Below are 26,065 nucleotides of genomic sequence, written 5' to 3'. Positions count from 1 at the left end.
AACGCCTCGGCTTGGAAAGCGGCAGGGCGAAGTGCTTCGCCCTGCCGTCGGCATCACTCGTAATCCATCACGAACGGCATGAAGCCATCGGCGTTGCCTGGGTTGGTCGCCGTACCGTTGAGCACATAGACCGCACCGAAATCCAGCTGGGCGGTAGCACCGCCAGCACCGTCTTTGATCAGCGGCTTGTCGATGGTTTCACTGCCCGACAGGTCCATCAGGACGTTCGAGGCGTTGATCAGGCCGATGCCCACGCCATCGGCGGCGCCAGTGGTGCGCAGCAGGCTCTGGTCGTTGTTGTCCAGGCCGCTGCCGTTACGGGCGGCGAAGCGCATCTTCACGGTGTTGTATTGCGCCGCTCCGGCACTGCAGTTGACCAGCAGTTGAATGGGCGTTGCGGTCTGCAGCTTGCTTTCGCTCGACAGGCCGATGTCCGCGAACGAAACATTGCCCAGGTCGACGTTGATTTCACCAGGGTTGCTGCCCGGGCTGACGCCGCTGCCGGCGCCCACGTCGCAGGTCATGTTGGTGAGGGTGCCATTGAAGATCAGCTTGCCGTTGTTGGCGGCTTGGGCAGTACCCATCAGGCCCATTGCCAGGGTGCCCAGTACGGTCATGGTCAGAGACAGTTTTTTCATGCTAACAACGTTCCTTGTGTTATTCCGGATTGCCCCTAGAGGACGGCGAGCACTATAGGCTCGGCTCGACTTACCCGCTGTCAGGCCATTACGCACACAAGGAAAGAACATTCCCTACAAGCTGAAATCCGTTTCTGTAAGAAAAAACGCAACCTGTTTGCAGGCGCCATAAACCGCCGCTCACACCGAAAGTGTCCGACATAAACTTCAAGCCAGGCTTTCATGCGTCGATGCACAGCGACTCAAGAAACCCAGGCCTGTGCCGAACTTTCTGGGTGAAGAAAAACGTCAGAATGCCTGTCGCGACTTTTCTGACAATCCTGACAGCCAGGCGTCAGTCTGCTGACCCGGTCGGCAGGCTATAAGAAGACAGCTTCCTGCCACCCGCCCACCGCCATCCCGACGCCCATTGCCCATGCACAGATCGACCCGCACCGTACTGGCCCTCACGGCCCTGCTTGCCATCGGCGCCAGCGCCTGGTGGCTGACCCGCCCGGCCGCCACGCCCAAGCAGCCGCCGGCCCCGGTGCCGGTCAAGGTCATCAGCCTGCAAAGCGCCGATGTGCCCCTGTTCGTCACGGGTATCGGCACCGTGCAGTCGCTGCAGAGCGTGGTGATTCGCCCGCAGGTGGACGGCATTCTCACCAAGGTGCAGGTCAAGGAAGGCCAGCAGGTCAAGGCCGGCGACCTCCTCGCCACCCTCGACGACCGCGCCATCCGCGCCGCCGTTGAACAGGCCAAGGCCCAGATGGCGCAGAGCCAGGCGCAGCTGGACGTCGCGCGTCTGGACCTCAAGCGCTATCGCGACCTGAGCCGCGACAACGGCATTTCCCGGCAGACCCTCGACCAGCAACAGGCCCAGGTGCTGCAGCTCGAAGCCACGGTGCAGGCCAACAAGGCCACCCTGGAAGCGGCCCAGGTGCAGTTGTCCTACACCCGCATCCTTTCGCCGGTCACCGGCCGGGTCGGTATCCGCAACGTCGATGAAGGCAACTTCCTGCGCGTCAGCGATGCCAACGGGCTGTTTTCGGTGACCCAGATCGACCCGGTCGCCGTGGAATTCTCCCTGCCGCAGCAGATGCTGCCGACCCTGCAGGGTCTGCTGGCGCAGCCCGAGCAAGCGCCGGTGCAGGCCTGGCTGGGCGATGACATGAACGGCACGCTGCTGGGCAGCGGCCGACTGAGCCTGATCGACAACCAGGTGTCGGCCGGCAGCGGCACCATCCGCGCCAAGGCACGTTTCGACAACCCGCGCCAGGCACTGTGGCCCGGCCAGCTGGTGACCGTGAAAATCCAGACCGGTATCGAGCGCGATGCCCTGAAGGTGCCGCCGCAAGTCGTGCAGCGCGGGCTGGAGCAGCACTATGTGTTCCGCATCCGTGACGGCAAGGCCGAGGTGGTTCCGGTCAAGGTGCTGTACCAGAACAGCGACATGACCCTGATCAGCGGCGCCAGCGCCGGCGACCAGCTGGTCGAGGACGGCCAGTCGCGGCTCAAGGCCGGCACCCGGGTCGACGCCTCGCCAGCACCCAGCCAGAACAGCGGCGTGGTGCAAGCCACGGTGCAGCCATGAGCGCCCCTCAGCACAAAGGCCAGGGTGCGCTGTCGGCGTGGTGCATCGACCACCCTATCGCCACCCTGCTGCTGACCTTTGCCCTGGTCCTGCTGGGACTGATCGCCTTCCCGCGCCTGCCGGTCGCGCCATTGCCGGAGGCCGAATTCCCGACCATTCAGGTCAGTGCCCAGCTGCCCGGCGCCAGCCCGGAAACCATGGCCTCGTCGGTGGCCACGCCACTGGAAGTGCAGTTCAGCGCCATTCCCGGCATGACCCAGATGACCTCCAGCAGTGCCCTGGGCTCGACCAACCTGACCCTGCAGTTCTCGCTGACCAAAAGCATCGACACCGCCGCCCAGGAAGTCCAGGCGGCGATCAACACCGCCGCCGGGCGTCTGCCGGCGGACATGCCCAGCCTGCCGACCTGGCGCAAGGTCAACCCGGCCGACAGCCCGGTGCTGATTCTCAGCGTCAGCTCCGACCTGATGCCCGGCACCGAGCTGAGCGACCTGGCCGAGACCCTGCTGTCGCGCCAGATCAGCCAGATCGAAGGGGTCGGCCAGGTCGCGGTATCCGGTCAGCAGCGCCCGGCGATCCGCGTGCAGGCCGCCCCGGAAAAACTCGCCGCGCTGGGCCTGAACCTCTCCGACGTGCGCCAGGCCCTGCAGCAGACCAGCCTCAACCTGGCCAAGGGCGCGCTGTACGGCAAGGACAGCGTCTCGACCCTGTCGGCCAACGACCAGTTGTTCGAAGCCCAGGACTACGCGCAGCTGATCGTCGCCTACAAGAACGGCGCGCCGGTGTACCTCAAGGACGTGGCCAAGGTCGTCAACGGTTCGGAAAACGCCTATGTGCAGGCCTGGTCCGGGCAACGCCCCGGCCTGAGCCTGGTGGTGTTCCGCCAGCCGGGAGCGAACATCGTTGAGACCGTGGACCGCGTGCTTGGCCAACTGCCGCGCCTGACCGCGATGCTGCCGGCCTCGGTGGAAGTCTCGGTGCTCAACGACCGCACGCGCACCATCCGTGCCTCGCTGCATGAAGTGGAACTGACCCTGGGCATCGCCGTACTGCTGGTGGTGGCGGTGATGGCGCTGTTCCTGCGCCAGCTTTCGGCCACGCTGATCGTCACCAGCGTGCTGGGCGTCTCGCTGGTGGCCAGCTGCGCGATGATGTACATCGCCGGCTTCAGCCTCAACAACCTGACCCTGGTGGCCATCGTCATCGCCGTCGGCTTCGTGGTCGACGACGCGATTGTCGTGGTGGAAAACATCCACCGGCACCTGGAAGCCGGGCAGAGCCAGCGCGAGGCCGCGATCAAGGGCGCCGGAGAAATCGGCTTCACGGTGGTATCGATCAGCTTCTCGCTGGTGGCCGCGTTCATTCCGCTGCTGTTCATGGGTGGCGTGGTCGGTCGGCTGTTCAAGGAGTTCGCCCTCACCGCCACGGCCACCATCATGATTTCCGTGCTGGTGTCGCTGACCCTGGCGCCGACCCTGGCCGCGCTGTTCATGCGCGCGCCCAAGCATGCCGAACACGCCAAACCGGGCTTCGGCGAGCGCTTGCTGAGTCTCTATGAACGCGGCCTGCGCCAGGCCCTGGCGCACCAACGCATCACCCTCGGCGTGTTCCTGCTCACCGTGGCCATGGCCGTGGCCAGCTACGTGATGATCCCCAAGGGCTTCTTTCCGATCCAGGACACCGGCATGGTGCTGGGCACCACCGACGCCGCCGCCGATATCTCGTACCCGGACATGGTCGCCAAGCACAAGGCCCTGGCCGAGATCGTCGCCGCCGACCCGGCGGTGCAGGCCTTCTCCCATGCGGTGGGCGCCTCGGGCAGCAACCAGACCCTGGCCAGCGGGCGCTTCTGGATTTCTCTCAAGCCGCGCGGGCAGCGCGACGTGTCAGCCAGCCAGTTCATCGACCGCATCCGTTCGAAGCTGGCCAAAGTGCCCGGCATCGTCATGTACCTGCGGGCCGGCCAGGACATCAACCTCAGCCCCGGTCCAAGCCGCAGCCAGTACCAATACGTGCTCAAGAGCAACGACGGTGACCTGCTCAACCTGTGGACCCAGCGCCTGACCGACAAGCTGCGGGAAAACCCGGCGTTCCGCGACCTGTCCAACGACCTGCAACTGGGCGGCAGCGTCACCCACATCGACATCGACCGAGGCGCCGCCGCGCGTTTCGGGCTGACCACCGCCGACGTCGACCAGGCGCTCTACGACGCCTTCGGCCAGCGGCAGATCAGCGAATTCCAGACCGACACCAACCAGTACAAGGTCATTCTCGAACTCGACGTACGCCAACGTGGCCGCGCCGAAAGCCTCGGCTATTTCTACCTGCGCTCGCCACTGAGCGGTGACATGGTGCCGCTGTCGGCGGTGGCCCGCGTCAGCGCGCCGGTCATGGGGCCGCTTTCGATCAGCCACGACGGCATGTTCCCGGCCGCCAACCTGTCGTTCAACCTGGCGCCCGGCGTCGCGCTGGGCGACGCGGTACGCATGGTCAACGAGGCCAAGGCGGAAATCGCCATGCCCACCTCGATCATCGGCAACTTCCAGGGCGCAGCGCAGGCGTTCCAGAGTTCGCTGGCCAACCAGCCCTGGTTGATCCTTGCCGCGCTGGTGGCGGTGTACATCATCCTCGGCGTGCTCTACGAGAGCTTCGTACACCCGTTGACGATCATCTCCACCCTGCCCTCGGCCGGTATCGGCGCCCTGCTGTTGCTGTGGCTGATGGGCCAGGACTTCTCGATCATGGCGCTGATCGGCGTGGTGCTGCTGATCGGCATCGTCAAGAAGAACGGCATCCTGCTGGTCGACTTCGCCCTGGAGGCGCAGCGCGGCCAGGGCCTGTCGCCCCAGGAAGCGATCTACCAGGCCTGCCTGACGCGCTTCCGGCCGATCATGATGACCACCCTGGCGGCGCTGTTCGGCGCTCTGCCACTGATGCTCGGCTTCGGGGTCGGCGCCGAACTGCGCCAGCCGCTGGGCATCGCCGTGGTCGGTGGCCTGTTGCTCAGCCAGGTGCTGACGTTGTTCACTACGCCGGTGATCTACCTGCAACTCGAACGCCTGTTCCATCGCCGCAGCGCGCCCGCCGCGCCACAGGCGGCGCACTCCTGAGAGGCCCGGCATGCGCGTGCTGATTATCGAAGACGAACGCAAGACCGCCGACTATCTGCACCGCGGCCTGAGCGAACAGGGCTACAGCGTCGACCTGGCCGGCGACGGTATCGAAGGCCTGCACCTGAGCCTGGAAAACGAATACGCGGTGATCGTCCTCGACGTGATGCTGCCCGGCCTGGACGGCTTTGGTGTGCTGCGTGCCCTGCGGGCGCGCAAGCAGACCCCGGTGATCATGCTCACCGCCCGCGAGCAGGTCGACGATCGCATCCGCGGCTTGCAGGAAGGCGCCGACGACTACCTGGGCAAACCCTTTTCCTTTCTTGAACTGGTCGCCCGCCTGCAGGCCCTGACCCGCCGCAGCAGCGCCCAGGAGCCGGTACAGATCAGCATCGCCGACCTGCGCATCGACCTGCTCAGCCGCAAGGCCAGCCGCGCCGGTGTGCGCCTGGAACTGACCGCCAAGGAATTCGCCCTGCTCAGTGTCCTGGCGCGTCGCCAGGGGCAGATTCTCTCCAAGACCTCGATCGCCGAGCTGGTCTGGGACATCAATTTCGACAGTGACACCAACGTCGTCGAAGTGGCCATCAAGCGTCTGCGTGCCAAGCTCGACGGCCCTTGCGAGCACAAGCTACTGCATACCATCCGCGGCATGGGCTATGTGCTGGAGGACCGCCGTGCGGGCTGACTCCATCGCCCTGCGCCTGGCCGGCCTGTTCGCCCTGGTCGCCTTCGGGGTGTTCCTGCTGATCGGCTGGGCCCTGTACCTGCAGGTCGACAAGCACCTCGACCTGCTGCCCGAGGCGGAGGTCGACGCGCGCTATAGCGTGCTGGAGTCGACCATCAAGCGCTTCGGCGATGCCGAACACTGGAGCAAGCTGAAGAACAAGCTCAACCTGCTCAGCGAAGAAGACAAACGCATCCGCTTCTGGGTGGTCAGCCCCGACCCGACCTATGAGTACGGCCACCCCGACGCCGAGATTCGCCGCTTCGCTCAGGGCGCGCCGGGCATGCGCGACCTGACCCTGCCCGGCCAACCCTTTCCCTACAAGGTGCTGGTCAGCGAGTTCGCGGCCCGCGACCAGCGCCCTGCCCTGCGCTTTCTCACCGCCATCGACACCCGCCCGTTTCGCCAGACCCAGCACGCCCTGCTGGTGGCCCTGGTGGGTCTGGCGGCACTGGGCGTGCTGCTCGCCTCGCTGCTGGGCTACTGGGTGGCACGCATCGGCTTGCGACCTTTGACCAGCCTTTCCCAGGAAGCCGACAAGCTGTCGCCCCCCAACCTTTCCCAGCGCTTGCAGCTGTCGCCGCTGCCACCGGAGCTGGCGCGCTTCGTCCAGGCCTTCAACGCCACCCTGGCGCGGGTCGAGCAGGCGTACTCGCGCCTGCAGTCGTTCAATGCCGATGTCGCTCACGAACTGCGCTCGCCACTGACCAACCTGATCGGCCAGACCCAGGTGGTGCTGACTCGCGGGCGCTCGGCCGAAGACTACTTCGAGGTGCTGCAGTCGAACCTCGAAGAACTGGAACGGCTGCGCTCGATCGTCAACGACATGCTGTTCTTGGCCAGTGCCGACCAGGGCAGCAAGGCCAGGGAGCTGACCTGTACGCCCCTGGCCGACGAAGTGGCGACCACCCTGGATTATCTGGATTTCATACTCGAAGACGCCCAGGTCAGCGTCGAAGTGCAAGGCGATGCCAGCGCCCCGGTGGAAAAGGCTCTGCTGCGCCGGGCGCTGATCAACCTGCTGCACAATGCCGTGCAACACACCTCGCCGGGACAGACCATCCGTGTCGAGATCGACACCGTCGACGCCCAGGTCCATGTCAGCGTCAGCAACCCTGGGCCCGCCATTGGCGAAACGCATCTGCCCATGCTCTTCGAGCGCTTCTACCGGGTGGACGCTTCGCGCAGCAACAGCGGCGCCAACCACGGCTTGGGCCTGGCCATCGTCAAGGCCATCGCGCTGATGCACGGCGGCTCGGTATTCGCCAGCAGCAACGCCGGCGTCAATCGTTTCGGCATCAGCCTGCCGAGCCGCTGAGGCCTTCGAGTACAAGGCGCGAACTCACTCGAACAAAGGTCCGGCCGCCCCTCTTGATCTTCAGCAGGCTGCCGAAAACCTGATATACCAGGCCCGACGGCACCCACCTTAGCGGTCTCAGGAATCGCCGTTACCTATCCAATCGAGTGGTGGTCATGAACGCACCCGCACTCCAGCATCGCTCCAGTGCCGGATGGACGCGCTCCGAAGTTCTACTGATCGGCGGCAGCCTGCTGTCGATGCTGGCCATCCTGACGATCGTCGCTTCGCTTCTGGCCCGCGAGCGCGCCGATGCCATGCTCAGCGCCTCGCGTTCGGCGTTCAATATCATCAGCCTGATCGAAGCCGACGTGCAGCGTACCGCGCAACTGTATGACGCCTCGCTCCTGGGCATGATCAGAGCCTGGCGACGCCCGGACATCATGGCCTTGCCAACCGACCTGCGTCGCCTGGTGATGTTCGACCGCGCCAGCACGGCTCCTTACATGGGTGACCTGGTCCTGCTCGACAAACACGGGGCCGTGCTGGCCGAGGCCCTGCCGGGCGCCCCGCGCCAGGACAATTTCGCCGACCGCAATTTCTTTCGTTATCACCAGGACAGCAACACCCAGGAACTGTACGTCAGCCGACCGTTCAAGGCGCGCTGGGGCTTCAAGGACTGGAGCATCAGCTTCAGCCGCCGCCTCAGCGCAGCGGACGGCGAGTTCCTCGGCGTGGCCAGTGCCGCCATGCGCCTGGCCTATTTCCGGCCATTGTTCCGCAGCCAGTCACTGGGCGCCGACAGCAGCATCAGCCTGATCAATACCGATGCCACCCTGCTGGTCCGCGAACCCGACAAAGACGAGCGCGACCAGACCGGCACCGACCTCTCCAGCGACGCCAACTACCGGCGCATCCTGGAACACCCCGAAGGCAGTTTCATCGGTTACGCGGCGGAACACGGCCACAACCATGTGTACAGCTTCTGCCGGGTCAAGGGGCTGCCATTGATCGTGGTCATCACCCAACCGGAATCCGGGGTCTATGCCACCTGGCGACGCAATGCGCTGTTGGTCGGCGGCGCCACCGGCATCCTGTGCCTGGGGTGGCTCTGGCTGACCTTGCAACTGATCCGCGAGCTGCGCCTTCGCCAGCGAGCGGAAAACGAACTGGCCGGTCAAGCCGCCACCGACGGCCTGACCGGGCTGCCCAACCGTCGCCAGCTGGAAAAGGTGCTGGCCTCGGAGTGGGCACGCGCGCAGCGCTCGGGTGACCTGCTGGCCGTATTGATGGTGGATGTCGATCATTTCCGGCGTTTCAACGAACGCCACGGACACCTGGGCGGCGATCAGGCGCTACGCCTGGTGGCGAAATGCATTGCCGACAGCATTCATCGGCACACCGATTTCGCGGCCCGATACGGCGGGGAGGAATTCCTGGTGCTGCTGCCGGCGACTGACCGCCAGGGCGCCCTGAACCTGGCGGAAAACATTCGTCGTGCCGTGATGGCCCTGCCGCCCTTCGAGCCCGGCCAGCAGGCGCTGACCGTGAGCATCGGCGTGAGCAGCGCCCAGGTTCGCCCCCTGGACAATTCCGCCAGCCTGATCGACACCGCCGACAAGGCGCTCTATGAGGCCAAGCACAAGGGGCGCAACCGGGTGGAATTCATGGCCTTCAATACGCAACGAACCGCCGACACCTGAGGGTGGGCGGTTCGTCGAGCGCCTGGCGGCTCACGCCAGGCAGTGGTACAGCCGCAGGGGATCAGGCCTGGCGACGTACCTGATCACGCAGTGCCTTCACTTGATCGTGATTGCGCTGGGTGCCTTCCAGCTGCTTCTGGATCAGGCTGACCACATTGGCAGGCAGTGCCTTTTCCTGAGCCTTGGCCAGGGCTTCGCGATAATTCTTCAGCGCATTGTCTTCGCCGCGCTCTACTTCGTTGAGAATGGCCTCGTCGCTCTTGCCGGTCACCAGCGACTTCAGGTCAACCCAGGCACGGTGCAGGGTACCGCTGAGGCTGGAGGAGGTTTCCGGGTCGCCGCCCAGGTCGCGAACCTCGGCTTGCAGCTCACGCACGGCGATAGCGCAGTCGGCGGCATGGGCCTGGAAGAAGCGCTTGATCTCGGGGTTCTTGAGGTCTTCAGCGCTGGTCTCGAAACCTTTCTGGCCGTCCTTGCTGACTTCGATAAGATCGTTGAGCAGGTTGATCGACTCTTTGTTGATGTCAGTCATTTCACTATCCTTCCTAGGCAGTTAATACCAATCGAGTGTTACTGCCTGGAATATTGCAGCGCTCATGCCAGCTTTAAAAATCACATTAAATTCTTATATTTCAACAACTTAAATTACTTTGAACTTCCCAGGAAGTTGCGTTCTGCATGAAAGGACACTTTGCCAGCATGCAGAGTGCAAGCCTTGGCCATCGGCCACCTCCCTGATTGAAGAACAATCATCATCAACCTGCCTTGAAAGCGGCAGGCCCTTTCACGCAGCAAGACTTACAGCGACGAGCGTGCAGCCTGTGCCCGCCATGCATGGCCGATACGCTCGCCATACAACCCCACGACCAGGCCGGCCACGATCAGCACCACCGCCATGATCTTGGTCAATGACAGCGCTTCGTTGAAGATCAGGACCGAACCGAGCATGCCGAAGATCGGTACCAACAGCGACAACGGCGCGACCGTGGAAACCGGATACCGCTTGAGCAACGAATTCCAGACCCAGTAGGCGAACAAGGTATTGGGGTAGACCTGGAACAGAATCGACGACACGGCACGCCAGTCGAGCTGGGTGACCAGTGCCGTGTAGCCCTGGGCGCCATTGACCGCATAGCCGAGCAGAAACAGCGGCACAGGTGCAAAGGCGCTGGACCAGACCAGAAAGGCGAAAACCTGGGTGGTCCGGGCCTTCTTGTTGATGATGTTGGCCACACTCCAGGCAACGGCGCCCGCCAGCACCAGGCCCAGACCGGCCAGAGTGACCGAACCATCCACGATGAAGATGATGCTCAGCAGCCCGCACAGGGCAATGGCGATACCGCCCAGTTGGTAGCGCGTGAGCTTCTCCTTGAATACCCAGCCGCCCAGCACAAGGGTGAAAAAGGCGCTGAACTGCAGCACCAGCGAGGCGATGCCGGCCGACAGCCCGGACTTGATACCGAGGTTGACCACACCCCACAGGCCGATGCCGAACACCAGGCCATAGCCGATGATGTAGCGCCACGGCACGTTCGGCCGGGGAATGAACAGGATGGCCGGCAGCGCACAGAGTGCGAAGCGGATACCCGCCAGAATCAGCGGGTCGACGGACACCAGGCCCAACTTGATGACCGAAAAATTGAGCCCCCAGATCGCGGTGATCAAAATCGCCAGAAGCAGATGCTGCAGTTTCATCAACGTGGGTTTCCTTCGGTCAGGTCATGAGCAGGTGTGAATCGGTTTGCCATCCACAACAACCCGGCCAGCAGGCTGATCGCAGCGCCCAGCGCGCACACCGCTGGCCAGCCCCACAGCGCATAGACCTGGGTTGCCGCCGCAGCACCGAGCGCGCTGCCGATGGAGTAGAAGCACATGTAGGCGCCAACCAGACGGCTCTGCGCGTCGGGACGCGCGGCGAAGATCAGGCTCTGATTGGTGACGTGCAGGGCCTGCACGGCGAAATCGAGCAGCACCACCCCCACGATCAACGCCAGCAGAGAGCTTTCGGCCCAGGCCATCGGCAGCCAGGAAAGCACCAGCAGTGCCAGGGAAATGCCGGTGGTGCGCTGCGCATGGCCGCAGTCAGCCCAGCGTCCGGCGCGGCGAGCCGCCAGCGCACCGGCCAGCCCGGCCAGGCCGAACAAACCGATCTGGGTATGCGAAAGCGACAACGGCGGAGCACTCAGGGGCAGCACCATGGCGGTCCACAGCACACTGAATGCGGCAAAACCCAGCAAAGCCAGAACACCCCGCACACGCAGCACGGGCTCGGTGACCAACAGCGTCCACACCGAAAGCAGCAGGCCCGGGTAAGAAGCATCAAGCCGCACTGGCTCGACCGCTGCGAGCGCTCTGTACAACAGCAAGGCCATGCCCAGCATCAACCCGGCCGAGAGGTAATACACCGCTCGCCAGCCGGCCAGATCCGCCACCAGCCCGGAAACGAGGCGCGCCAGCAGAATGCCCAGGACCACCGCGCCGGTCACACTGCCGACGACTTGCCCACGCTGCGCGGCGTTTGCCAGCGAAGCGGCATAGGCCACCACCACCTGCACCACCACCGCCATGAGTCCGACCAGAATCATCGCTGCCAGCAACACCGACCACTGCCGTGCGGATGCCACCACCAGCAAGGCAGCAGCGGATAACAGCATCAGGCTGACGATCAGCCGCTTACGGTTGAGCAGATCACCCAGCGGAACGATGAACAGCAACCCCAGTGCATAGCCGAACTGGGTGGCAGTGACCACCACGCCGATCAGGCCGGGACGTACGGCCAGGCTACTGGCCATGCTTTCGAGCAGTGGCTGGGCGAAATAGACATTCGCCACCGCCAGTGCGCAAGTCATGGACAGCAGCAGGATCAGCGGGCGCGAGAGTACCGGCGCCGTACGGGCATCGACATGCGCAGCGCAGGGGCTGGATCGTGGCTGAGCATCTGTGTCGGTACAGGCGGTCATGAGTCATCCTTGGCGAGTAATCTGGTTGCATTTTGAAACCGAACAAACATCTTGTAGCCATTCAAGTTTCAAACTGCAACCAGATTTTTGGCATATCCTTGCGCCCTGAATGACACCGCCCGTGGGAAGGTGATGCAAATGGCAAGACAACTGGCGCTGGCAACCAGCGAATGTCCCGTAGCGAGAGCGCTCGAAGCGATTGGTGACCGCTGGTCCATGCTGATCATTCGTGACGCATTCGATGACATTCGGCGCTTCAGCGATTTTCAGAAAAGCCTTGGCCTGGCCAGGAACATCCTCGCCTCACGCTTGAAAGCACTGGTTGAATTGGGCATCTTCGATCTTCGCCCGGCCTCGGATGGCAGCGCCTACCAGGAATACGTGCTCACTGAACGGGGCCGCTCGGTATTCCCCATCGTGGTCAGCTTGCGGCAATGGGGCGAGCAGCACCTGTTCGAACCCGGTGAAACCCATTCGGTGCTGCTGGACAACGAACATCACGAGCCCGTTGTCAGTCTCCAGGTACGCTCGCGCCACGGCAAGCTGCTGGCCCCGCAGGACTGCCATCGCCAGCGCGTCACCCGCTGATCCATGCCCCCGGCCCCTTTTCCCTCTGTCGACCCACGAGCCATGAATCCCGAAGCCCTGAAACTGCTGGTCACCCGTGAGATGCCCTTTGGCAAGTACAAAGGCCGTCTGCTGGCCGACCTGCCCGGCCATTACCTCAACTGGTTCGCCCGCGAGGGCTTTCCCAAAGGCGAGCTGGGCGCCCTGCTGGCGCTGATGCACGAGATCGACCACAACGGCCTTGGCGCGTTGCTTGATCCCTTGCGCGAGCGCGCACCGCGTCGCCGGTTCGATTAGACCGAGTAGGAGCGGTTTCAGCCGCGAAGTGACCGCCTGTTAACAACAGATGCAGTGAATTTCCTGGCGCTGTCGCGGCTAAAGCCAATAAGGGTCAGTTAGGCCGGGTAGGAGCGGCTTCAGCCGCGAATCGACCGCATGTTCACAGCAGATGCAGTGAATTTCCTCGCGCTTTCGCGGCTAAAGCCGCTCCTACCGAGCCACATGGCGCTTGATCGAAGGGTATTGCCACTGGGCCGAAACAGCTGGGAAACCTGCAAAAGCCCCCGGCACCACCAGGCGGCGCATTCAACCCTGCTGGGCGCGCCACTGGCGAATCTGCTCCAGGGTCGCGGTGGCCCCGCCGCAGACCACCATCAGTACGTTCTCGTAGGCCGCCAGCGCCGGTCCTTCATAGGCCACCGCCAAGGCCGCGCCGCAGGCGGGTTCGACCAGCACGCGATGGTCGAGCAGGAAACGCTCACAAGCGTCCAGGGCCGCACCATCGGAAACCACCAGGCTGTGTACGGGATGTTCCTGCAGCAGCCGTGCGGCCTGCTCGCAGACTTTCTTCGCCCCCAATGACGTGGCCACCGAGGTGATGCGCTCGATCTCCACGGCCTGCCCGGCCAGGCTGGCGGCGTGCAGCGAGGCGGCGCCTTCGGTTTCCACCGCGAGCACCGGTACGTCGTGCCAGCCGTTGCGTTGCAAACCCTGGACCACGCCACACAACAGCCCGCCACCGCCGACCGCCAGCACCACGGCATCGGGCTTGAGCCCGGCCTGCGCCACTTCGTCGACCAGCGTGGCATGGCCCTCCCAGAGCAGCGGGTCGTCGAAGGGATGGATGAAGGCGCTGTCGTCGCGCAACAGCGTCAGAGCCAGTTGATTGGCCTCGTGCCAGGCGCTGCCGTGGACGATCACCTCGGCGCCTTCCAGGGCCAACAGCTCCTTGGCGCGTTCGGTGGTGGTCTGCGGCACCACCACCGTCACCGGTACGCCCAGCTGGCGCCCGGCATAGGCCACCGCCAGCCCGGCGTTACCGCCCGACGACGAGACGAAATGCCGCGCCCCCTGGGCGTACCGCACCTCGCAGGCATGGCCGACGCCACGCAACTTGAACGAGCCGCAGGGCTGCAAGGCATCGAGCTTGAGCCACACCGCCGCCCCGGACAGGGCACCCAGCGGACGGGATTCGATCAGCGGGGTGTGGATGTGCATGGGCATGTTGCGGCTCCGTGGTGAACGCGCTGCCAGGGCTCCGCCGTGGGCGCTAAATGCTTTGGGGTGATGCTGAGGGATGACCCGGGTCACGCCGACTCAGCGTTGCAACCTACAAGCAAAACTGAAAAAAACCAACCGGGACACCAGGCAAAAAAAATCCGGCGCCCTCGCGGGCACCGGATCGTTTTGCACCCAAAATGCGGTCAGTCGAACAACGCCAGCGCCTCGGCCGTAGCCTCCTGAATGCGCCCCCAGTCACCGTTCTTGACCCAGGTGCTGTCGATCATCCAGCTGCCGCCCACGCACATGACGTTGGGCTGGGCGATGTAGTTCTTCAGGTTCTGCGCATTCACCCCGCCGGTGGGGCAGAAGCGCACTTCGTTGAACGGCCCGCCCAGCGCCTTGAGCGCCGCCACGCCACCGGCGACCTCGGCCGGGAACAGCTTGAAGCGTCGGTAGCCCAAGGCATAGCCGATCATGATGTCCGAAGCGCTGCCGACACCCGGCAACAGCGGCACGTCGCTTTCAGCCGAAGCCTGCAGCAGTTCGTGGGTGCTGCCGGGGGTAACGATGAACTGCGCACCCGCCGCTTCGGCCTGCGCCAGGGTATGGCGGTCCAGCACGGTGCCGGCGCCGGTGCACAGTTCCGGGCGCGCCTCGCGCAGCAGGCGAATGGCATCCAGACCGAAAGCCGAGCGCAGGGTGACCTCCAGCACGGTCAGGCCGCCAGCGGCCAGCGCGTCGGCCAGCGGCAGGACGTCCTGCTGACGGGCGATGGTGATTACCGGCAGGATCTTCGCCTGGGCGCAAAGCGCGTCGATGCGGGCAGTCTTGTTCGCCATGCTGTTGAGCGGCTGAAGAGTTTCGTTCTGGGTCATGGCGAGATTTCCTTGGCTCAGGGGCACCAGTAGATTTCCAGTGTCGGGTTGAGAAAGGCACGAATCGGCAGAGCGGCGACATCATCGCCCTTCAGCGCCGTGCGCAGGGTGTCGAGCTTGGACGGGCCGGCGATCGACACAATGGTATGGTTGGCCGAAGCCAGCAGCGAGCGGGTCATGGTCAGGCGCTGGTGCGGCGCGCTGGGCGCCAGCATCGGCAGGCAGCGGCGTGCGTCGCCCAGGTTCAGGGCTTCACGCAGGTTGGGGCTGGCCGGAAACAACGACGCGGTATGCCCGTCGTCGCCCATGCCCAGCACCAGCACATCGATCGGTGGCAGCTCGGCGAGCACCCGGTCGGTCTGTTCGGCCGCCTCTTCCAGGCTCGCTGCAGGGTTGTACAGGTCGACGAAACGCGCCGCCGCAGCCGGTCCTTGCAGAAGGTGGCGCTTGACCAGCGCGGCGTTGCTGTCCGGGTGCTCACTTGGCACCCAACGCTCGTCGGCCAGGGTCACCACCACCTGGGCCCAGTCCAGCGGCTGGTTGGCCAGGCGCTCGAAGAACGCCACCGGGCTACGCCCGCCGGAGACCACCAGCGTCGCGCGGCCCTGGCTGGCAATGGCCTGGCGCAAGCGCTCGGCCACGTGGGCGGCCAGCGCCTCGGCCAGTTGTACGGCGTCGTCGAAGTCGTGGGCGATGATGCCCTCGGGCAGTTGCAGATTACATGTCGCCATACCAGGCCCTCCCGTCGCGAGTGATCAGGGCGATGGAACTCATCGGCCCCCAGGACCCAGCCGCATAGGGCTTGGGCGCGTCACCGGCCTTCTTCCAGCCGGCGATCAACTGGTCGCACCACTGCCAGGCGTATTCGATTTCATCCTTGCGCACGAACAGATTCTGGTTGCCGCGCATCACTTCCAGCAGCAAGCGCTCGTAGGCATCCGGGACCCGGGCGCTGCGGTAGGTGTCGGAGAAGTTCAGTTGCAAGGGACCGCTGCGCAGTTGCATGCCCTTGTCCAGGCCCTGATCCTTGGTCATCACTTGCAGCGAGATGCCTTCGTCGGGTTGCAGACGGATGATCAGGCGGTTGCTGATCTGCAGGCGCTGCTCCGGGGCGAAGATGTAATGCGGCGGCTCTTTGAAATGAATGACGATCTGCGACAGTTTCTGTGGCATGCGCTTGCCGGTGCGCAGGTAGAACGGTGTGCCGGACCAGCGCCAGTTGCGGATGTCGGCGCGCAGCGCCACGAAGGTCTCGGTATCGCTCTCGGTGTTGGAGTTGTCTTCCTCCAGGTAGCCGGGCACCGGCTTGCCTTCGCTGAAGCCGGCGGTGTACTGGCCGCGCACCACCTGGGTGGCCAGGCGCTCCGGGGTAAAGGGCGCCAGGGCCTTGAGCACCTTGACCTTCTCGTCGCGGATGCTGTCGGCGGACAGGTCGCTGGGTGGGTCCATGGCGATCAGGCAGAGCAGCTGCAACAGGTGATTCTGGATCATGTCGCGCAACTGCCCGGCCTGATCGAAATAGCCCCAGCGGCCCTCGATACCGACCTTCTCGGCCACGGTGATTTCCACGTGGGAGATGTGGTTCTGGTTCCACTGGGTTTCGAACAGGCTGTTGGCGAAGCGCAGGGCAATGAGGTTCTGTACCGTGTCCTTGCCCAGGTAGTGGTCGATACGATACACGCGGTTCTCGGGGAAGAACTGCGCCACCGCGTCGTTGACCCGCCGCGACGAGGCCAGGTCGTGGCCGATGGGCTTTTCCAGCACGGCGCGGGTACGCTCGGCCAGGCCGACCGCCGCGAGGTTCTCGCAGATCGCGCCGTACACCGCAGCCGGGGTGGCGAAATAGGCGATCAGGGTTTGCGCGTCGCCGACCTTTTCCGCCAGGGCCGGGTAGCCTTCAGGCTGCACGAAGTCCAGGTGCAGGTAGCTCAGCCGCGCCAGAAAGCGCGACACATGACCGGCTTCCAGCTCCGCGTCGGGAATGAAACGGCGCATGGATTGCTGGATGTAGGCCAGGTGCTTGGCCTCGTCACCCGGCTCGCGAGCCAGGGCGATGATGCGCGTGTCCTGGTGCAGCAAGCCGGCTCGGTCGAGCTGATAAAGCGCCGGGAACAGCTTGCGCACTGCCAGGTCGCCAAGGGCGCCGAACAGGGCCAGCGTGCACGGTTCAACCGTAATCAGGGGCATAATGTTGGTTCTTTTATCAAGATTGACTACAAATACCTTTTTTCAAGGTATACCTCAAGGCCAAATGTAGTAATAACCACAACATCTTATCGTTAGCCTTATATCAGTGGTGATTCACCCGGCCTCTCAGTACGATAGGCCACCTTTGCTACAGGCTAAAGAGCCGCTCGAACCACGGGTGATCAGCCCCCGACAAGGATTCCGTAATGGACCGCACACGCAACCTCCTGGAGCAGATCCAGAGCCGTCTTCCGGAGTTGAACAAGGCCGAACGCAAGGTGGCGGAAGTCATCCTGCTCAATCCGCAGATGGCCACGCGCCTGAGCATCGCCGCCCTGGCCCAGGCGGCCAAGGTCAGCGAGCCGACCGTCAACCGTTTCTGCCGGTCGTTCAGTGTCAGTGGTTACCCGGAACTCAAGCTGCAACTGGCGCAGAGCCTGGCCAGCGGTGCGGCCTATGTCAGCCGTGCGGTAGAGCCGGACGACAACCCGGAAGCCTACACCCAGAAGATCTTCGGCAGCGCCATCGCCTCGCTGGACAGCGCCTGCCAGCAGCTCGACCCAGGGCAGATCAGCCGCGCCGTAGACATGCTGATCCAGGCCCGGCAGATCCACTTCTTCGGGCTGGGCGCCTCGGCACCGGTGGCCCTCGACGCCCAGCACAAGTTCTTCCGTTTCAACCTGGCGGTCAGCGCCCATGCCGACGTGCTGATGCAGCGCATGCTGGCCTCGGTGGCGCACACCGGGGAATTGTTCGTGATCATTTCCTACACCGGGCGTACCCGCGACCTGGTGGAAGTGGCGCGCATCGCGCGGGAGAACGGCGCCTCGGTGCTGGCCCTGACCGCCGCCGACTCGCCACTGGCCAAGGTCGCCTCGGTCAGCCTGCACATCCCACTGCCCGAAGACACCGATATCTACATGCCGATGACCTCACGGATCATCCAGCTCACCGTGCTGGACGTGCTGGCCACCGGCATGACCTTGCGTCGCGGCGTGGACTTCCAGCCCCATCTGCGCAAGATCAAGGAAAGCCTCAACGACAGCCGCTACCCGCTGGACGACCAGGGCTAGGCACAAGACTCTTCGATTAAGCGGCATGTGGCCCGGTGGGAGCGGCTTTAGCCGTAATACTGGTCAGTTAGACCGTGGGCGAGCTTGCTCGCGAAGGCGGCGTCACGTTCACAGCAAATTCAGCGACTTTGCCCGCTTTTCGCGAGCAAGCTCGCTCCCACAAAGTGAACTGCCCCCAAGAAGTTGGAGATTAATCCAACCCTTGGGGGTGTTATGAGTAAGTACACAGAGCCATTCAGGCTCACCGCCGCCAAAGCCTACCTGCAAGGCACAGACGGTTTACGCACGGTCGCTCGACGCTTTGATATCGATGTCAGCCTGCTTCGACGTTGGGTGGCCCATTATCAAGCCCGTTCCAGCCTGGGACCTCGCTCGTGTGGCCGACGCTACAGCGCCGCCTTCAAGCGCCAGGTCGTGGAGTACCGGCGCGAGCACCAGCTTTCCCTGCGCCAAACCGCTGCACATTTCAACCTCGGGCAGTCTTCCCAGATAGGCATCTGGGAGCGACGGTACTACAGTGAGGGTCTTTCTACCCCGAGTGCAGTCCCATCCAGAAGGCCTACAGCCGTGTCCAAGCGAATCAAGCCCCTCAAGCCCACGACCTCCGATGACAGCCAGAAATCGCGCGAGCAGTTGCTGCGTGAGCTCGAGTACATGCGTATGGAGAACGCGATCCTAAAGGAGTTGAAAGCCTTGCGAGAGGAGGAGAAACGAAGGCGCGTCAACGAGCCCTGATCGTGATGCGGCTTAAGATCCGCTTCCCGCTCGCCGCTCTGCTGCAGTGGCTGGGCCTGGCGTCCAGCACTTACTACTACCAACTCGGTTGCCAGAAAAAGCCGGATCGCGATGCCGAACTCAAGGCCTTGGTGAATGAGGTCTATCACCAGCACAAAGGACGTTACGGCTACCGCCGTATAACGTTGGCAATCAAGAAGCAGGGTGTGACAGTGAACAAGAAAGTCGTGGAGCGGTTGATGGCTGCACAAGGATTACGTTCGCGGGTACGAACCAAGAAATACCGGTCTTATCGGGGCACGGAAGGCAAGATTGCCGCGAACACGCTGCAACGTAACTTCCAGGCGCAACGACCGAATCAGAAGTGGGTCACCGACGTGACCGAGTTCAAGGTGGCTCAGCAAAAGCTCTACCTGTCGCCAGTGATGGACCTGTACAACGGCGAGATCGTGGCTTACGAAATGGCCACTCGCCCCAGCTACAGCCTGGTGGGCAAGATGTTGGAGAAGGCGCTGAGCGGCTTGGGCGACAAGCCCAGGTTGTTGATCCATTCGGATCAGGGCTGGCAATACCAACAGGCCCACTACCGTCACGCCTTGCAGCAGTGCGGGGTGAAACAGAGCATGTCGCGCAAGGGCAACTGCCTGGACAACGCGGCGATGGAGAGCTTTTTTGGCACGCTCAAGTCAGAGTTTTTCTACTTGGAGCGGTTCGAGAATATTGATGACCTGAGAGCCGGTCTGGATGAGTACATCCGTTACTACAACCATGACCGTATCAAGCTGAAGCTCAATGGCCTGAGCCCTGTGGAATACAGGGTTCAGGCTGCGAGCTAAAACTCTCCAACTTTTGGGGGGCAGTTCAAAGCCGCACAGCGCTTAAGCGAACAGTATTGGCTTTAGCCGCAATACTGATCTTTTAGACCAAAGCAATCCGATCTGGCGTCGCTTTTGCTTTTCAAGCATCGCCCTCTCAGACGCCGCAAAACGCGACTTCGGTGCAGGCCGAGTGCAGGTGTCATGGAAGGGGGTAAGCCGGCAGGGAAGCCGGCTTAGGCGCACTGGGCCAGGGACGGCCCATTGCGCCGGCCCCCTGGAATGGCGCCGGAAGGAGGGAAGTCTGCCCGCAGGGCAGACCCAAGCCAGGAGCAATGGCTTTTGGTTACTTTTGGCGCGCAGGGCACCTGGAAACCAAAAGTAACCCGTCGTAAAGGCGGAAAGGTGACTAAAGGGCACTAATGCTGCGGCGGGTGTACCCGGTCCAGATAGCCTGCCATTCGCGAGCAAGCTCCAACGGTCTAACTGATCAGTATTGGCTTTAGCCGCGAAAGCGCGAGGAAATTCACTGCATCTGGCGTGAACATGCGCTCGCTTCGCGGCTGAAGCCGCTCCTACCCGGTCTAACTGAGCAAGAGAGGCTTCCCGGCTTCAGATGGTCACCAGGCCGCGCACGCCGTCGGCCTCCATGTCGCTGCCACGCCCCTGCTGGACGATCTCGCCGCGCGACATGACCAGGTACTGGTCGGCCAGTTCGGCGGCGAAGTCGTAGAACTGCTCGACCAGCAGAATCGCCATGTCGCCCTGCGCCGCCAGGCGCTTGATCACCGCGCCAATTTCCTTGATCACCGACGGCTGGATGCCCTCGGTGGGCTCGTCGAGGATCAGCAGGCGCGGGCGGCTGGCCAGGGCACGGCCGATCGCCAGTTGCTGTTGCTGGCCGCCAGACAGGTCGCCGCCACGACGGTGCTTCATCTGCAGCAGCACCGGGAAGAGTTCGTAGATGAATGCGGGCACCTCGCGGGCCTCGGCCGCCGGAAAACGCGACAGGCCCATCAGCAGGTTCTCTTCGACGGTCAGGCGAGCGAAGATCTCCCGGCCCTGGGGCACGTAGGCAATGCCTGCCTGGACCCGCTGGTGCGGCTTGAAGCCATTGATGCCCTGCCCTTCCCATTGCACCGAGCCCTCGCGGGCCGGCAGCAGCCCCATGAGCACCTTGAGCAGGGTGGTCTTGCCGACGCCGTTGCGGCCCAGCAGGCAGGTCACTTCGCCGACCCGGGCCTGGAACGACAGCCCGCGCAGGATGTGGCTGCCGCCGTAGTACTGGTGCAAATCGCTTACGTGAAGCATGTGAACCCCTCGGAAGTGAAGCCTCAAGCCTCGAGCGGCCCGACCCGCACGCGCTCTGAGCTTGCAGCTTGTAACGTGTCGCTTGCAGCGGGCGCTAGCGCCCCAGATAAACCTCGATCACCCGCTCATCGGCCTGCACGTCGGCCAGCGAGCCCTCGGCCAGGACGCTGCCCTGGTGCAGCACGGTGACGTGGTCGGCGATCGCGCCGACGAAGCCCATGTCGTGCTCCACCACCATCAGCGAATGCTTGCCGGCCAGGCCCTTGAACAGCTCGGCGGTGAATTCGGTTTCCGCATCGGTCATGCCCGCCACCGGCTCGTCGAGCAGCAACAGTTGCGGTTCCTGGACCAGCAGCATGCCGATCTCCAGAAACTGCTTCTGGCCGTGCGACAGCAGCCCGGCCGGCCGATTCCGCGAGGGCTCCAGGCGAATGGTCTGCAGCACCTCGTCGATACGCGCCTGCTGGTCGCCGCCAAGCCGCGCGCGCAGGCTGGCCCACACCGACTTGTCGGTCTTGAGCGCCAGTTCGAGGTTTTCGAACACGCTCAGTGCTTCGAACACCGTGGGCTTCTGGAACTTGCGACCGATGCCGGCCTGGGCGATCTGCACCTCGCTCATGCGCGTCAGGTCCAGGGTCTCACCGAACCAGGCCGCGCCTTCGGTGGGCCGGGTCTTGCCGGTGATCACGTCCATCAGGGTGGTCTTGCCGGCACCGTTGGGGCCGATGATGCAGCGCAGCTCTCCGACGCCGATGTACAGGTTCAGGTCGTTGAGCGCCTTGAAGCCATCGAAGCTGACGCTGATGTCTTCCAGGGTCAGGATGGTCCCGTGGCGGGTGTCCAGCCCCTTGCCGGCGCGCCCGCCAAGCCCCAGGGATTCACGGCTGGTGCCGGCGTCGGCGTTCGGCGGCAGCACCGGGTTGGGCATGTAGGCCGGGCTGGGCTGGGTTCTCATGGTTCACTCCTTCTGTGCAGCAGACCGATCACGCCTTTGGGCAGGTACAGAGTCACGACGATGAACAGCGCGCCGAGGAAGAACAGCCAGTACTCGGGAAAGGCCACGGTGAACCAGCTCTTCATGCCGTTGACCACCCCGGCGCCGAGCAACGGGCCGATCAGCGTGCCGCGACCACCCAGGGCGACCCACACGGCGGCCTCGATGGAGTTGGTCGGCGACATCTCGCTGGGGTTGATGATGCCCACCTGCGGCACGTACAGCGCACCGGCCAGGCCGCACAGCACCGCACTGAGCACCCAGACGAACAGCTTGAAGCCGCGCGGGTCGTAGCCGCAGAACATCAGGCGGTTCTCGGCATCACGCAGCGCGGTCAGCACCCGGCCGAACTTGCTGCGCGCCAGGCGCCAGCCCAGGTACAGGCTGGCCACCAACAGCAGTACCGTGGCCAGGAACAGCACCGCCCGGGTGCCTGGCGCGCTGATCGAGAAGCCCAGAATGCTGCGGAAGTTGGTGAAGCCGTTGTTACCGCCGAAGCCGGTCTCGTTACGGAAGAACAGCAACATGCCGGCGAAGGTCAGGGCCTGGGTCATGATCGAGAAATACACGCCCTTGATTCGCGAGCGGAAGGCGAAGAAACCGAACACCAGGGCCAGCAGTCCCGGCGCCAGCACCACCAGGCACAGCGCCCAGAGGAAATGCTCGGTGCCGGCCCAGTACCACGGCAGCTCGGTCCACGACAGGAAGGTCATGAACGCCGGCAGGCCGTCACCGGCGGCTTCGCGCATCAGGTACATGCCCATGGCGTAGCCGCCCAGCGCGAAGAACAGGCCATGGCCCAGCGACAGCAGGCCGGCGTAGCCCCACACCAGGTCCAGCGCCAGGGCGACGATGGCGTAGCAGAGAATCTTGCCCACCAGGGTCAGGGTGTAGGCCGACACCTGCAAGGGGCTGTCGGCAGGCAGCAGCGAGAGCAGCGGCATGGCCAGCAGCACGGCCAGCACCATCGCGCCCACGGCCACGGACAGGCGCGGGCCGGCCTTTTGTACGGCGGTCATCATCAATGGCTGGTTCATCAGTCGATCACCCTACCCTTGAGTGCGAAGAGCCCTTGGGGGCGTTTCTGGATAAACAGAATGATCAGCGCCAGGATCAGGATCTTGCCCAGCACCGCGCCGATCTGTGGTTCGAGTACCTTGTTGGCCACGCCCAGGCCGAACGCCGCCAGGACGCTGCCGGCCAGTTGCCCGACACCGCCGAGCACCACCACCAGGAACGAGTCGATGATGTAGCCCTGGCCCAGGTCCGGGCCGACGTTGCCGATCTGGCTGAGGGCCACACCGCCCAGGCCGGCGATGCCCGAGCCCAGGCCGAAGGCGAGCATGTCGACACGCCCGGTGGGCACGCCGCAGCAGGCGGCCATGTTGCGGTTCTGGGTCACGGCGCGCACGTTCAGGCCCAAGCGCGTGCGGTTGAGCAGCAGCCAGGTCAGTGCCACCACGAACAGCGCGAAGCCGATGATCACGATGCGGTTGTACGGCAGCACCAGGTTCGGCAGCACCTGCACGCCCCCGGACAGCCAGCCGGGGTTGGCGACCTCGACGTTCTGCGCACCGAAGATCAGGCGCACCGCCTGGATCAGCATCAGGCTGATGCCCCAGGTGGCCAGCAGGGTTTCCAGTGGCCGGCCATACAGGTGGCGGATCACCGTGCGCTCCAGGGCCATGCCTATCAGCGCGGTGGTCAGGAAAGCCAGCGGCAGCGCGGCCAGCGGGTAGAACTCCAGGGCACCCGGTGCATAGCGCTGGAACATCAACTGCACCACGTAAGTGGTGTAGGCGCCGAGCATGAGCATCTCGCCGTGGGCCATGTTGATGACCCCCAGCAGACCGAAGGTGATGGCCAGGCCCAGGGCGGCGAGCAGCAGGATCGAACCCAGCGACAGGCCAGAGAACGCCTGGCCGAGCAGGTCGCCGATCAGCAGCTTGCGCTTGACCTGCGCCAGGCTGGTCTGCGCGGCGATGCGCACCGTGGCATCGGGCTCCACGCCCGGCTCCAGCAGCGTCTCCAGGCGTGTGCGGGCCAGCGGGTCACCGGTTTCACCGAGCAGGCGCACGGCGGCCAGGCGCACGCTCGGGCTGCCGTCGGTCAACTGCAGGTTGGCCTGCGCCAGCCGCAGAGCGTCGCGCACCTGGCTGTCCTGTTCGCTGGCGACCTGATGGCTGATCACGCCCAGCAGCGCCGGGCGCGCAGTGCGTTGCAGCAGCTGCGCGGCGGCCAGGCGTAGGCTGGCATCGGCGGCAGTAAGCTGATGAGTGGCCAGCGCGGTGTCCACCAGGCCGCGCAGGCGGTTGTTCAAGCGCAATTTGCGCGGCTCATCCGTGGCAGCGGCCGACGCATCGGCCTCCACGGCGACGTAGCGTTCGCCACTTTCGATATAGGCCCGCTTGCTGTCGTCGACCGCGACACGGCCATCGCGCAAGGCCTCGAGCAGGGGCAGGCGCTCGGCCACCGGGTTGGCGGCCCAGTTTTCCAGCAGGTCGGCCTGCTGCGTGGAATTGCCGGCGACGAAATCACCGGCATCGCTGGCCCGCGCCAGCGCAGGCAGCAGCAAGGCCAGGATCAGGAGCAGACGCAATAGGGAATTGGGCATGGCAATGACCTGAGCCGTGAAAGCGAGCACGCTCGCTCCCACAGCCATAAGGGTAAAAAAGGAAACGGCCTCAGTTGCTCTTCACCGGATGGTCCGGCTTCTTGTCGTTACCCGGGATGTACGGGCTCCACGGCTGGGCGCGGATCGGTTCCTTGGTCTGCCAGACCACGTTGAACTGGCCGTTGTCCTCGACCTCGCCGATCATCACCGGCTTGTGCAGGTGGTGGTTGGTCTTGTCCATGGTCAGGGTGAAGCCCGACGGCGCAGCGAAGGTCTGCCCGGCCATGGCCTCGCGGACCTTGTCGACATCGGTGGACTTGGCCTTCTCCACCGCCTGGGCCCACATGTGGATGCCCACGTAGGTGGCTTCCATCGGGTCGTTGGTCACTGCCTTGTCGGCGCCCGGCAGGTTTTTCTTCTTGGCGTAGGCTTTCCAGTCGGCCACGAATTTCTTGTTGACCGGGTTATCCACCGACTGGAAGTAGTTCCAGGCGGCCAGGTGACCGACCAGCGGCTTGGTGTCGATGCCGCGCAGTTCTTCCTCACCCACCGAGAAGGCCACCACCGGTACGTCGGTGGCTTTCAGGCCCTGGTTGGCCAGTTCCTTGTAGAACGGCACGTTGGAATCGCCGTTGACGGTGGAGATCACAGCGGTCTTGCCGCCGGCGGAGAACTTCTTGATGTTGGCAACGATGGTCTGGTAGTCGCTGTGGCCGAACGGCGTGTAGACCTCTTCGATGTCGCTGTCCTTCACGCCTTTGCTGTGCAGGAAGGCGCGCAGAATCTTGTTGGTGGTGCGCGGGTACACGTAATCGGTACCCAGCAGGAAGAAGCGCTTGGCCGCGCCGCCGTCCTCGCTCATCAGGTATTCCACCGCCGGAATCGCCTGCTGGTTCGGCGCCGCGCCGGTGTAGAACACGTTCGGCGACATCTCTTCACCTTCGTACTGCACCGGGTAGAACAGCAGGCCATTGAGTTCCTCGAACACCGGCAGCACCGACTTGCGCGACACCGAGGTCCAGCAGCCGAACACCACGGCGACCTTGTCCTGGGTCAGCAGCTGCCGGCCCTTTTCCGCGAACAGCGGCCAGTTGGAAGCCGGGTCGACCACCACCGGCTCCAGCTGCTTGCCGTTGACGCCACCCTTGGCGTTGATTTCGTCGATGGTCATCAGCGCCATGTCCTTGAGCGAGGTCTCGGAGATGGCCATGGTGCCGGACAGCGAGTGCAGGATACCGACCTTGATGGTGTCGGCGGCCTGGATGGTCCAGCTCATGCCCATGGCGGCGATGGAAGCGGACAGGGTGAAGGCCTTGATCAGGCTACGACGGCGCATAGGAACTCTCCATTGACAGATTCGATTGTTAACGCGTGACGGTTGGG

General features: G+C 64.0%; 22 protein-coding genes. 9 read left to right on the top strand and 13 right to left on the bottom strand.

Annotated elements, in window-relative coordinates:
• Positions 1–53 precede the first annotated feature (53 nt).
• Complete coding sequence (locus tag RRX38_RS21455) at positions 54–638, bottom strand: fimbrial protein (protein WP_315960583.1); 585 nt, start codon at positions 636–638, stop codon at positions 54–56.
• 415 nt (positions 639–1,053) lie between these two features.
• On the opposite strand from RRX38_RS21455, the gene RRX38_RS21450 reads away from it, so the two are divergent.
• The 5 genes from RRX38_RS21450 to RRX38_RS21430 all read left to right on the top strand — a co-directional run bounded on the left by RRX38_RS21450 (position 1,054) and on the right by RRX38_RS21430 (position 9,048).
• Positions 1,054–2,211: an efflux RND transporter periplasmic adaptor subunit gene (locus RRX38_RS21450; protein ID WP_315960582.1), complete on the top strand. Its 1,158-nt coding sequence runs from the start codon at positions 1,054–1,056 to the stop codon at positions 2,209–2,211.
• A complete protein-coding gene (locus RRX38_RS21445) occupies positions 2,208–5,321 on the top strand; it encodes a multidrug efflux RND transporter permease subunit (RefSeq protein ID WP_295471233.1) in 3,114 nt (1,037 codons plus the stop codon). Before RRX38_RS21450 ends, RRX38_RS21445 begins: the two co-directional genes overlap by 4 nt.
• A 10-nt stretch (positions 5,322–5,331) precedes the next feature.
• Complete coding sequence (locus tag RRX38_RS21440) at positions 5,332–6,009, top strand: heavy metal response regulator transcription factor (protein WP_295471234.1); 678 nt, start codon at positions 5,332–5,334, stop codon at positions 6,007–6,009.
• Complete coding sequence (locus tag RRX38_RS21435; RefSeq protein WP_315960581.1) at positions 5,999–7,366, top strand: heavy metal sensor histidine kinase; 1,368 nt, start codon at positions 5,999–6,001, stop codon at positions 7,364–7,366. Before RRX38_RS21440 ends, RRX38_RS21435 begins: the two co-directional genes overlap by 11 nt.
• 155 nt (positions 7,367–7,521) lie before the next feature.
• Complete coding sequence (locus RRX38_RS21430; protein ID WP_315960580.1) at positions 7,522–9,048, top strand: sensor domain-containing diguanylate cyclase; 1,527 nt, start codon at positions 7,522–7,524, stop codon at positions 9,046–9,048.
• Between the two features lie 61 nt (positions 9,049–9,109).
• On the opposite strand, the gene RRX38_RS21425 is transcribed toward RRX38_RS21430, so the two are convergent.
• The 3 genes from RRX38_RS21425 to RRX38_RS21415 form a co-directional block, all read right to left on the bottom strand.
• Positions 9,110–9,580, bottom strand: coding sequence for a PA2169 family four-helix-bundle protein (locus RRX38_RS21425; protein WP_315960579.1), 471 nt, complete (start codon positions 9,578–9,580; stop codon positions 9,110–9,112).
• Between the two features lie 266 nt (positions 9,581–9,846).
• Positions 9,847–10,743, bottom strand: coding sequence for an EamA family transporter (locus RRX38_RS21420; RefSeq protein WP_315960578.1), 897 nt, complete (start codon positions 10,741–10,743; stop codon positions 9,847–9,849).
• On the bottom strand, positions 10,743–12,008 hold the full coding sequence (locus tag RRX38_RS21415) for an MFS transporter (RefSeq protein ID WP_315960577.1): 1,266 nt from the start codon (positions 12,006–12,008) through the stop codon (positions 10,743–10,745). The genes RRX38_RS21420 and RRX38_RS21415 overlap by 1 nt, the downstream gene beginning before the upstream one ends.
• Before the next feature lie 138 nt (positions 12,009–12,146).
• On the opposite strand from RRX38_RS21415, the gene RRX38_RS21410 reads away from it, so the two are divergent.
• Both RRX38_RS21410 and RRX38_RS21405 read left to right on the top strand, forming a co-directional pair.
• Positions 12,147–12,596, top strand: a complete 450-nt coding sequence (locus RRX38_RS21410; protein WP_315960576.1) for a helix-turn-helix domain-containing protein — start codon at positions 12,147–12,149, stop codon at positions 12,594–12,596.
• Positions 12,597–12,638: 42 nt separating this feature from the next.
• Positions 12,639–12,872 (top strand): DUF3820 family protein, encoded by a 234-nt coding sequence (locus tag RRX38_RS21405; protein WP_315960575.1) that lies wholly within the window; start codon positions 12,639–12,641, stop codon positions 12,870–12,872.
• Between the two features lie 288 nt (positions 12,873–13,160).
• On the opposite strand, the gene RRX38_RS21400 is transcribed toward RRX38_RS21405, so the two are convergent.
• The 4 genes from RRX38_RS21400 to zwf all read right to left on the bottom strand — a co-directional run bounded on the left by RRX38_RS21400 (position 13,161) and on the right by zwf (position 17,140).
• The gene (locus RRX38_RS21400; RefSeq protein WP_315960574.1) at positions 13,161–14,078 is read right to left on the bottom strand and encodes a pyridoxal-phosphate dependent enzyme; all 918 of its coding nucleotides are present in this window, start codon (positions 14,076–14,078) and stop codon (positions 13,161–13,163) included.
• Between the two features lie 200 nt (positions 14,079–14,278).
• On the bottom strand, positions 14,279–14,953 hold the full coding sequence (locus RRX38_RS21395) for a bifunctional 4-hydroxy-2-oxoglutarate aldolase/2-dehydro-3-deoxy-phosphogluconate aldolase (RefSeq protein ID WP_295471248.1): 675 nt from the start codon (positions 14,951–14,953) through the stop codon (positions 14,279–14,281).
• A gap of 17 nt (positions 14,954–14,970) precedes the next feature.
• The gene (gene pgl / locus RRX38_RS21390) at positions 14,971–15,684 is read right to left on the bottom strand and encodes a 6-phosphogluconolactonase (protein WP_315960573.1); all 714 of its coding nucleotides are present in this window, start codon (positions 15,682–15,684) and stop codon (positions 14,971–14,973) included.
• Positions 15,671–17,140, bottom strand: coding sequence for a glucose-6-phosphate dehydrogenase (gene zwf / locus RRX38_RS21385; RefSeq protein WP_315960572.1), 1,470 nt, complete (start codon positions 17,138–17,140; stop codon positions 15,671–15,673). Before zwf ends, pgl begins: the two co-directional genes overlap by 14 nt.
• A 206-nt stretch (positions 17,141–17,346) precedes the next feature.
• Here zwf and RRX38_RS21380 point away from each other — a divergent pair, with 206 nt between their 5' ends.
• The gene (locus tag RRX38_RS21380) at positions 17,347–18,213 is read left to right on the top strand and encodes a MurR/RpiR family transcriptional regulator (RefSeq protein WP_295471254.1); all 867 of its coding nucleotides are present in this window, start codon (positions 17,347–17,349) and stop codon (positions 18,211–18,213) included.
• A 213-nt stretch (positions 18,214–18,426) separates the two neighbouring features.
• A protein-coding gene (locus RRX38_RS21375) for an IS3 family transposase (protein WP_315959591.1) occupies positions 18,427–19,784 on the top strand; the annotation gives its coding sequence in 2 pieces (ribosomal slippage) (positions 18,427–18,900 and positions 18,903–19,784; 1,356 coding nt in all).
• Positions 19,785–20,375: 591 nt separating this feature from the next.
• Here the strand turns inward: RRX38_RS21375 and urtE are convergent.
• The 5 genes from urtE to urtA all read right to left on the bottom strand — a co-directional run bounded on the left by urtE (position 20,376) and on the right by urtA (position 26,018).
• Positions 20,376–21,074 (bottom strand): urea ABC transporter ATP-binding subunit UrtE, encoded by a 699-nt coding sequence (gene urtE / locus RRX38_RS21370; protein WP_315960571.1) that lies wholly within the window; start codon positions 21,072–21,074, stop codon positions 20,376–20,378.
• A 94-nt stretch (positions 21,075–21,168) separates the two neighbouring features.
• Positions 21,169–22,029 (bottom strand): urea ABC transporter ATP-binding protein UrtD, encoded by an 861-nt coding sequence (urtD, locus tag RRX38_RS21365; protein WP_315960570.1) that lies wholly within the window; start codon positions 22,027–22,029, stop codon positions 21,169–21,171.
• Positions 22,026–23,105, bottom strand: a complete 1,080-nt coding sequence (gene urtC / locus RRX38_RS21360; RefSeq protein WP_295471259.1) for an urea ABC transporter permease subunit UrtC — start codon at positions 23,103–23,105, stop codon at positions 22,026–22,028. The genes urtD and urtC overlap by 4 nt, the downstream gene beginning before the upstream one ends.
• On the bottom strand, positions 23,105–24,682 hold the full coding sequence (gene urtB / locus RRX38_RS21355) for an urea ABC transporter permease subunit UrtB (protein WP_315960569.1): 1,578 nt from the start codon (positions 24,680–24,682) through the stop codon (positions 23,105–23,107). The genes urtC and urtB overlap by 1 nt, the downstream gene beginning before the upstream one ends.
• A 70-nt stretch (positions 24,683–24,752) precedes the next feature.
• Positions 24,753–26,018, bottom strand: coding sequence for an urea ABC transporter substrate-binding protein (gene urtA, locus RRX38_RS21350; RefSeq protein WP_295471262.1), 1,266 nt, complete (start codon positions 26,016–26,018; stop codon positions 24,753–24,755).
• Between the last annotated feature and the right edge of the window lie 47 nt (positions 26,019–26,065).

Origin of the sequence: Pseudomonas sp. DTU_2021_1001937_2_SI_NGA_ILE_001 (assembly GCF_032463525.1) — a bacterium.
In the GTDB taxonomy this organism is placed as follows: Bacteria; Pseudomonadota; Gammaproteobacteria; order Pseudomonadales; family Pseudomonadaceae; genus Aquipseudomonas.
This window is presented reverse-complemented; position numbering and strand designations above follow the sequence as displayed.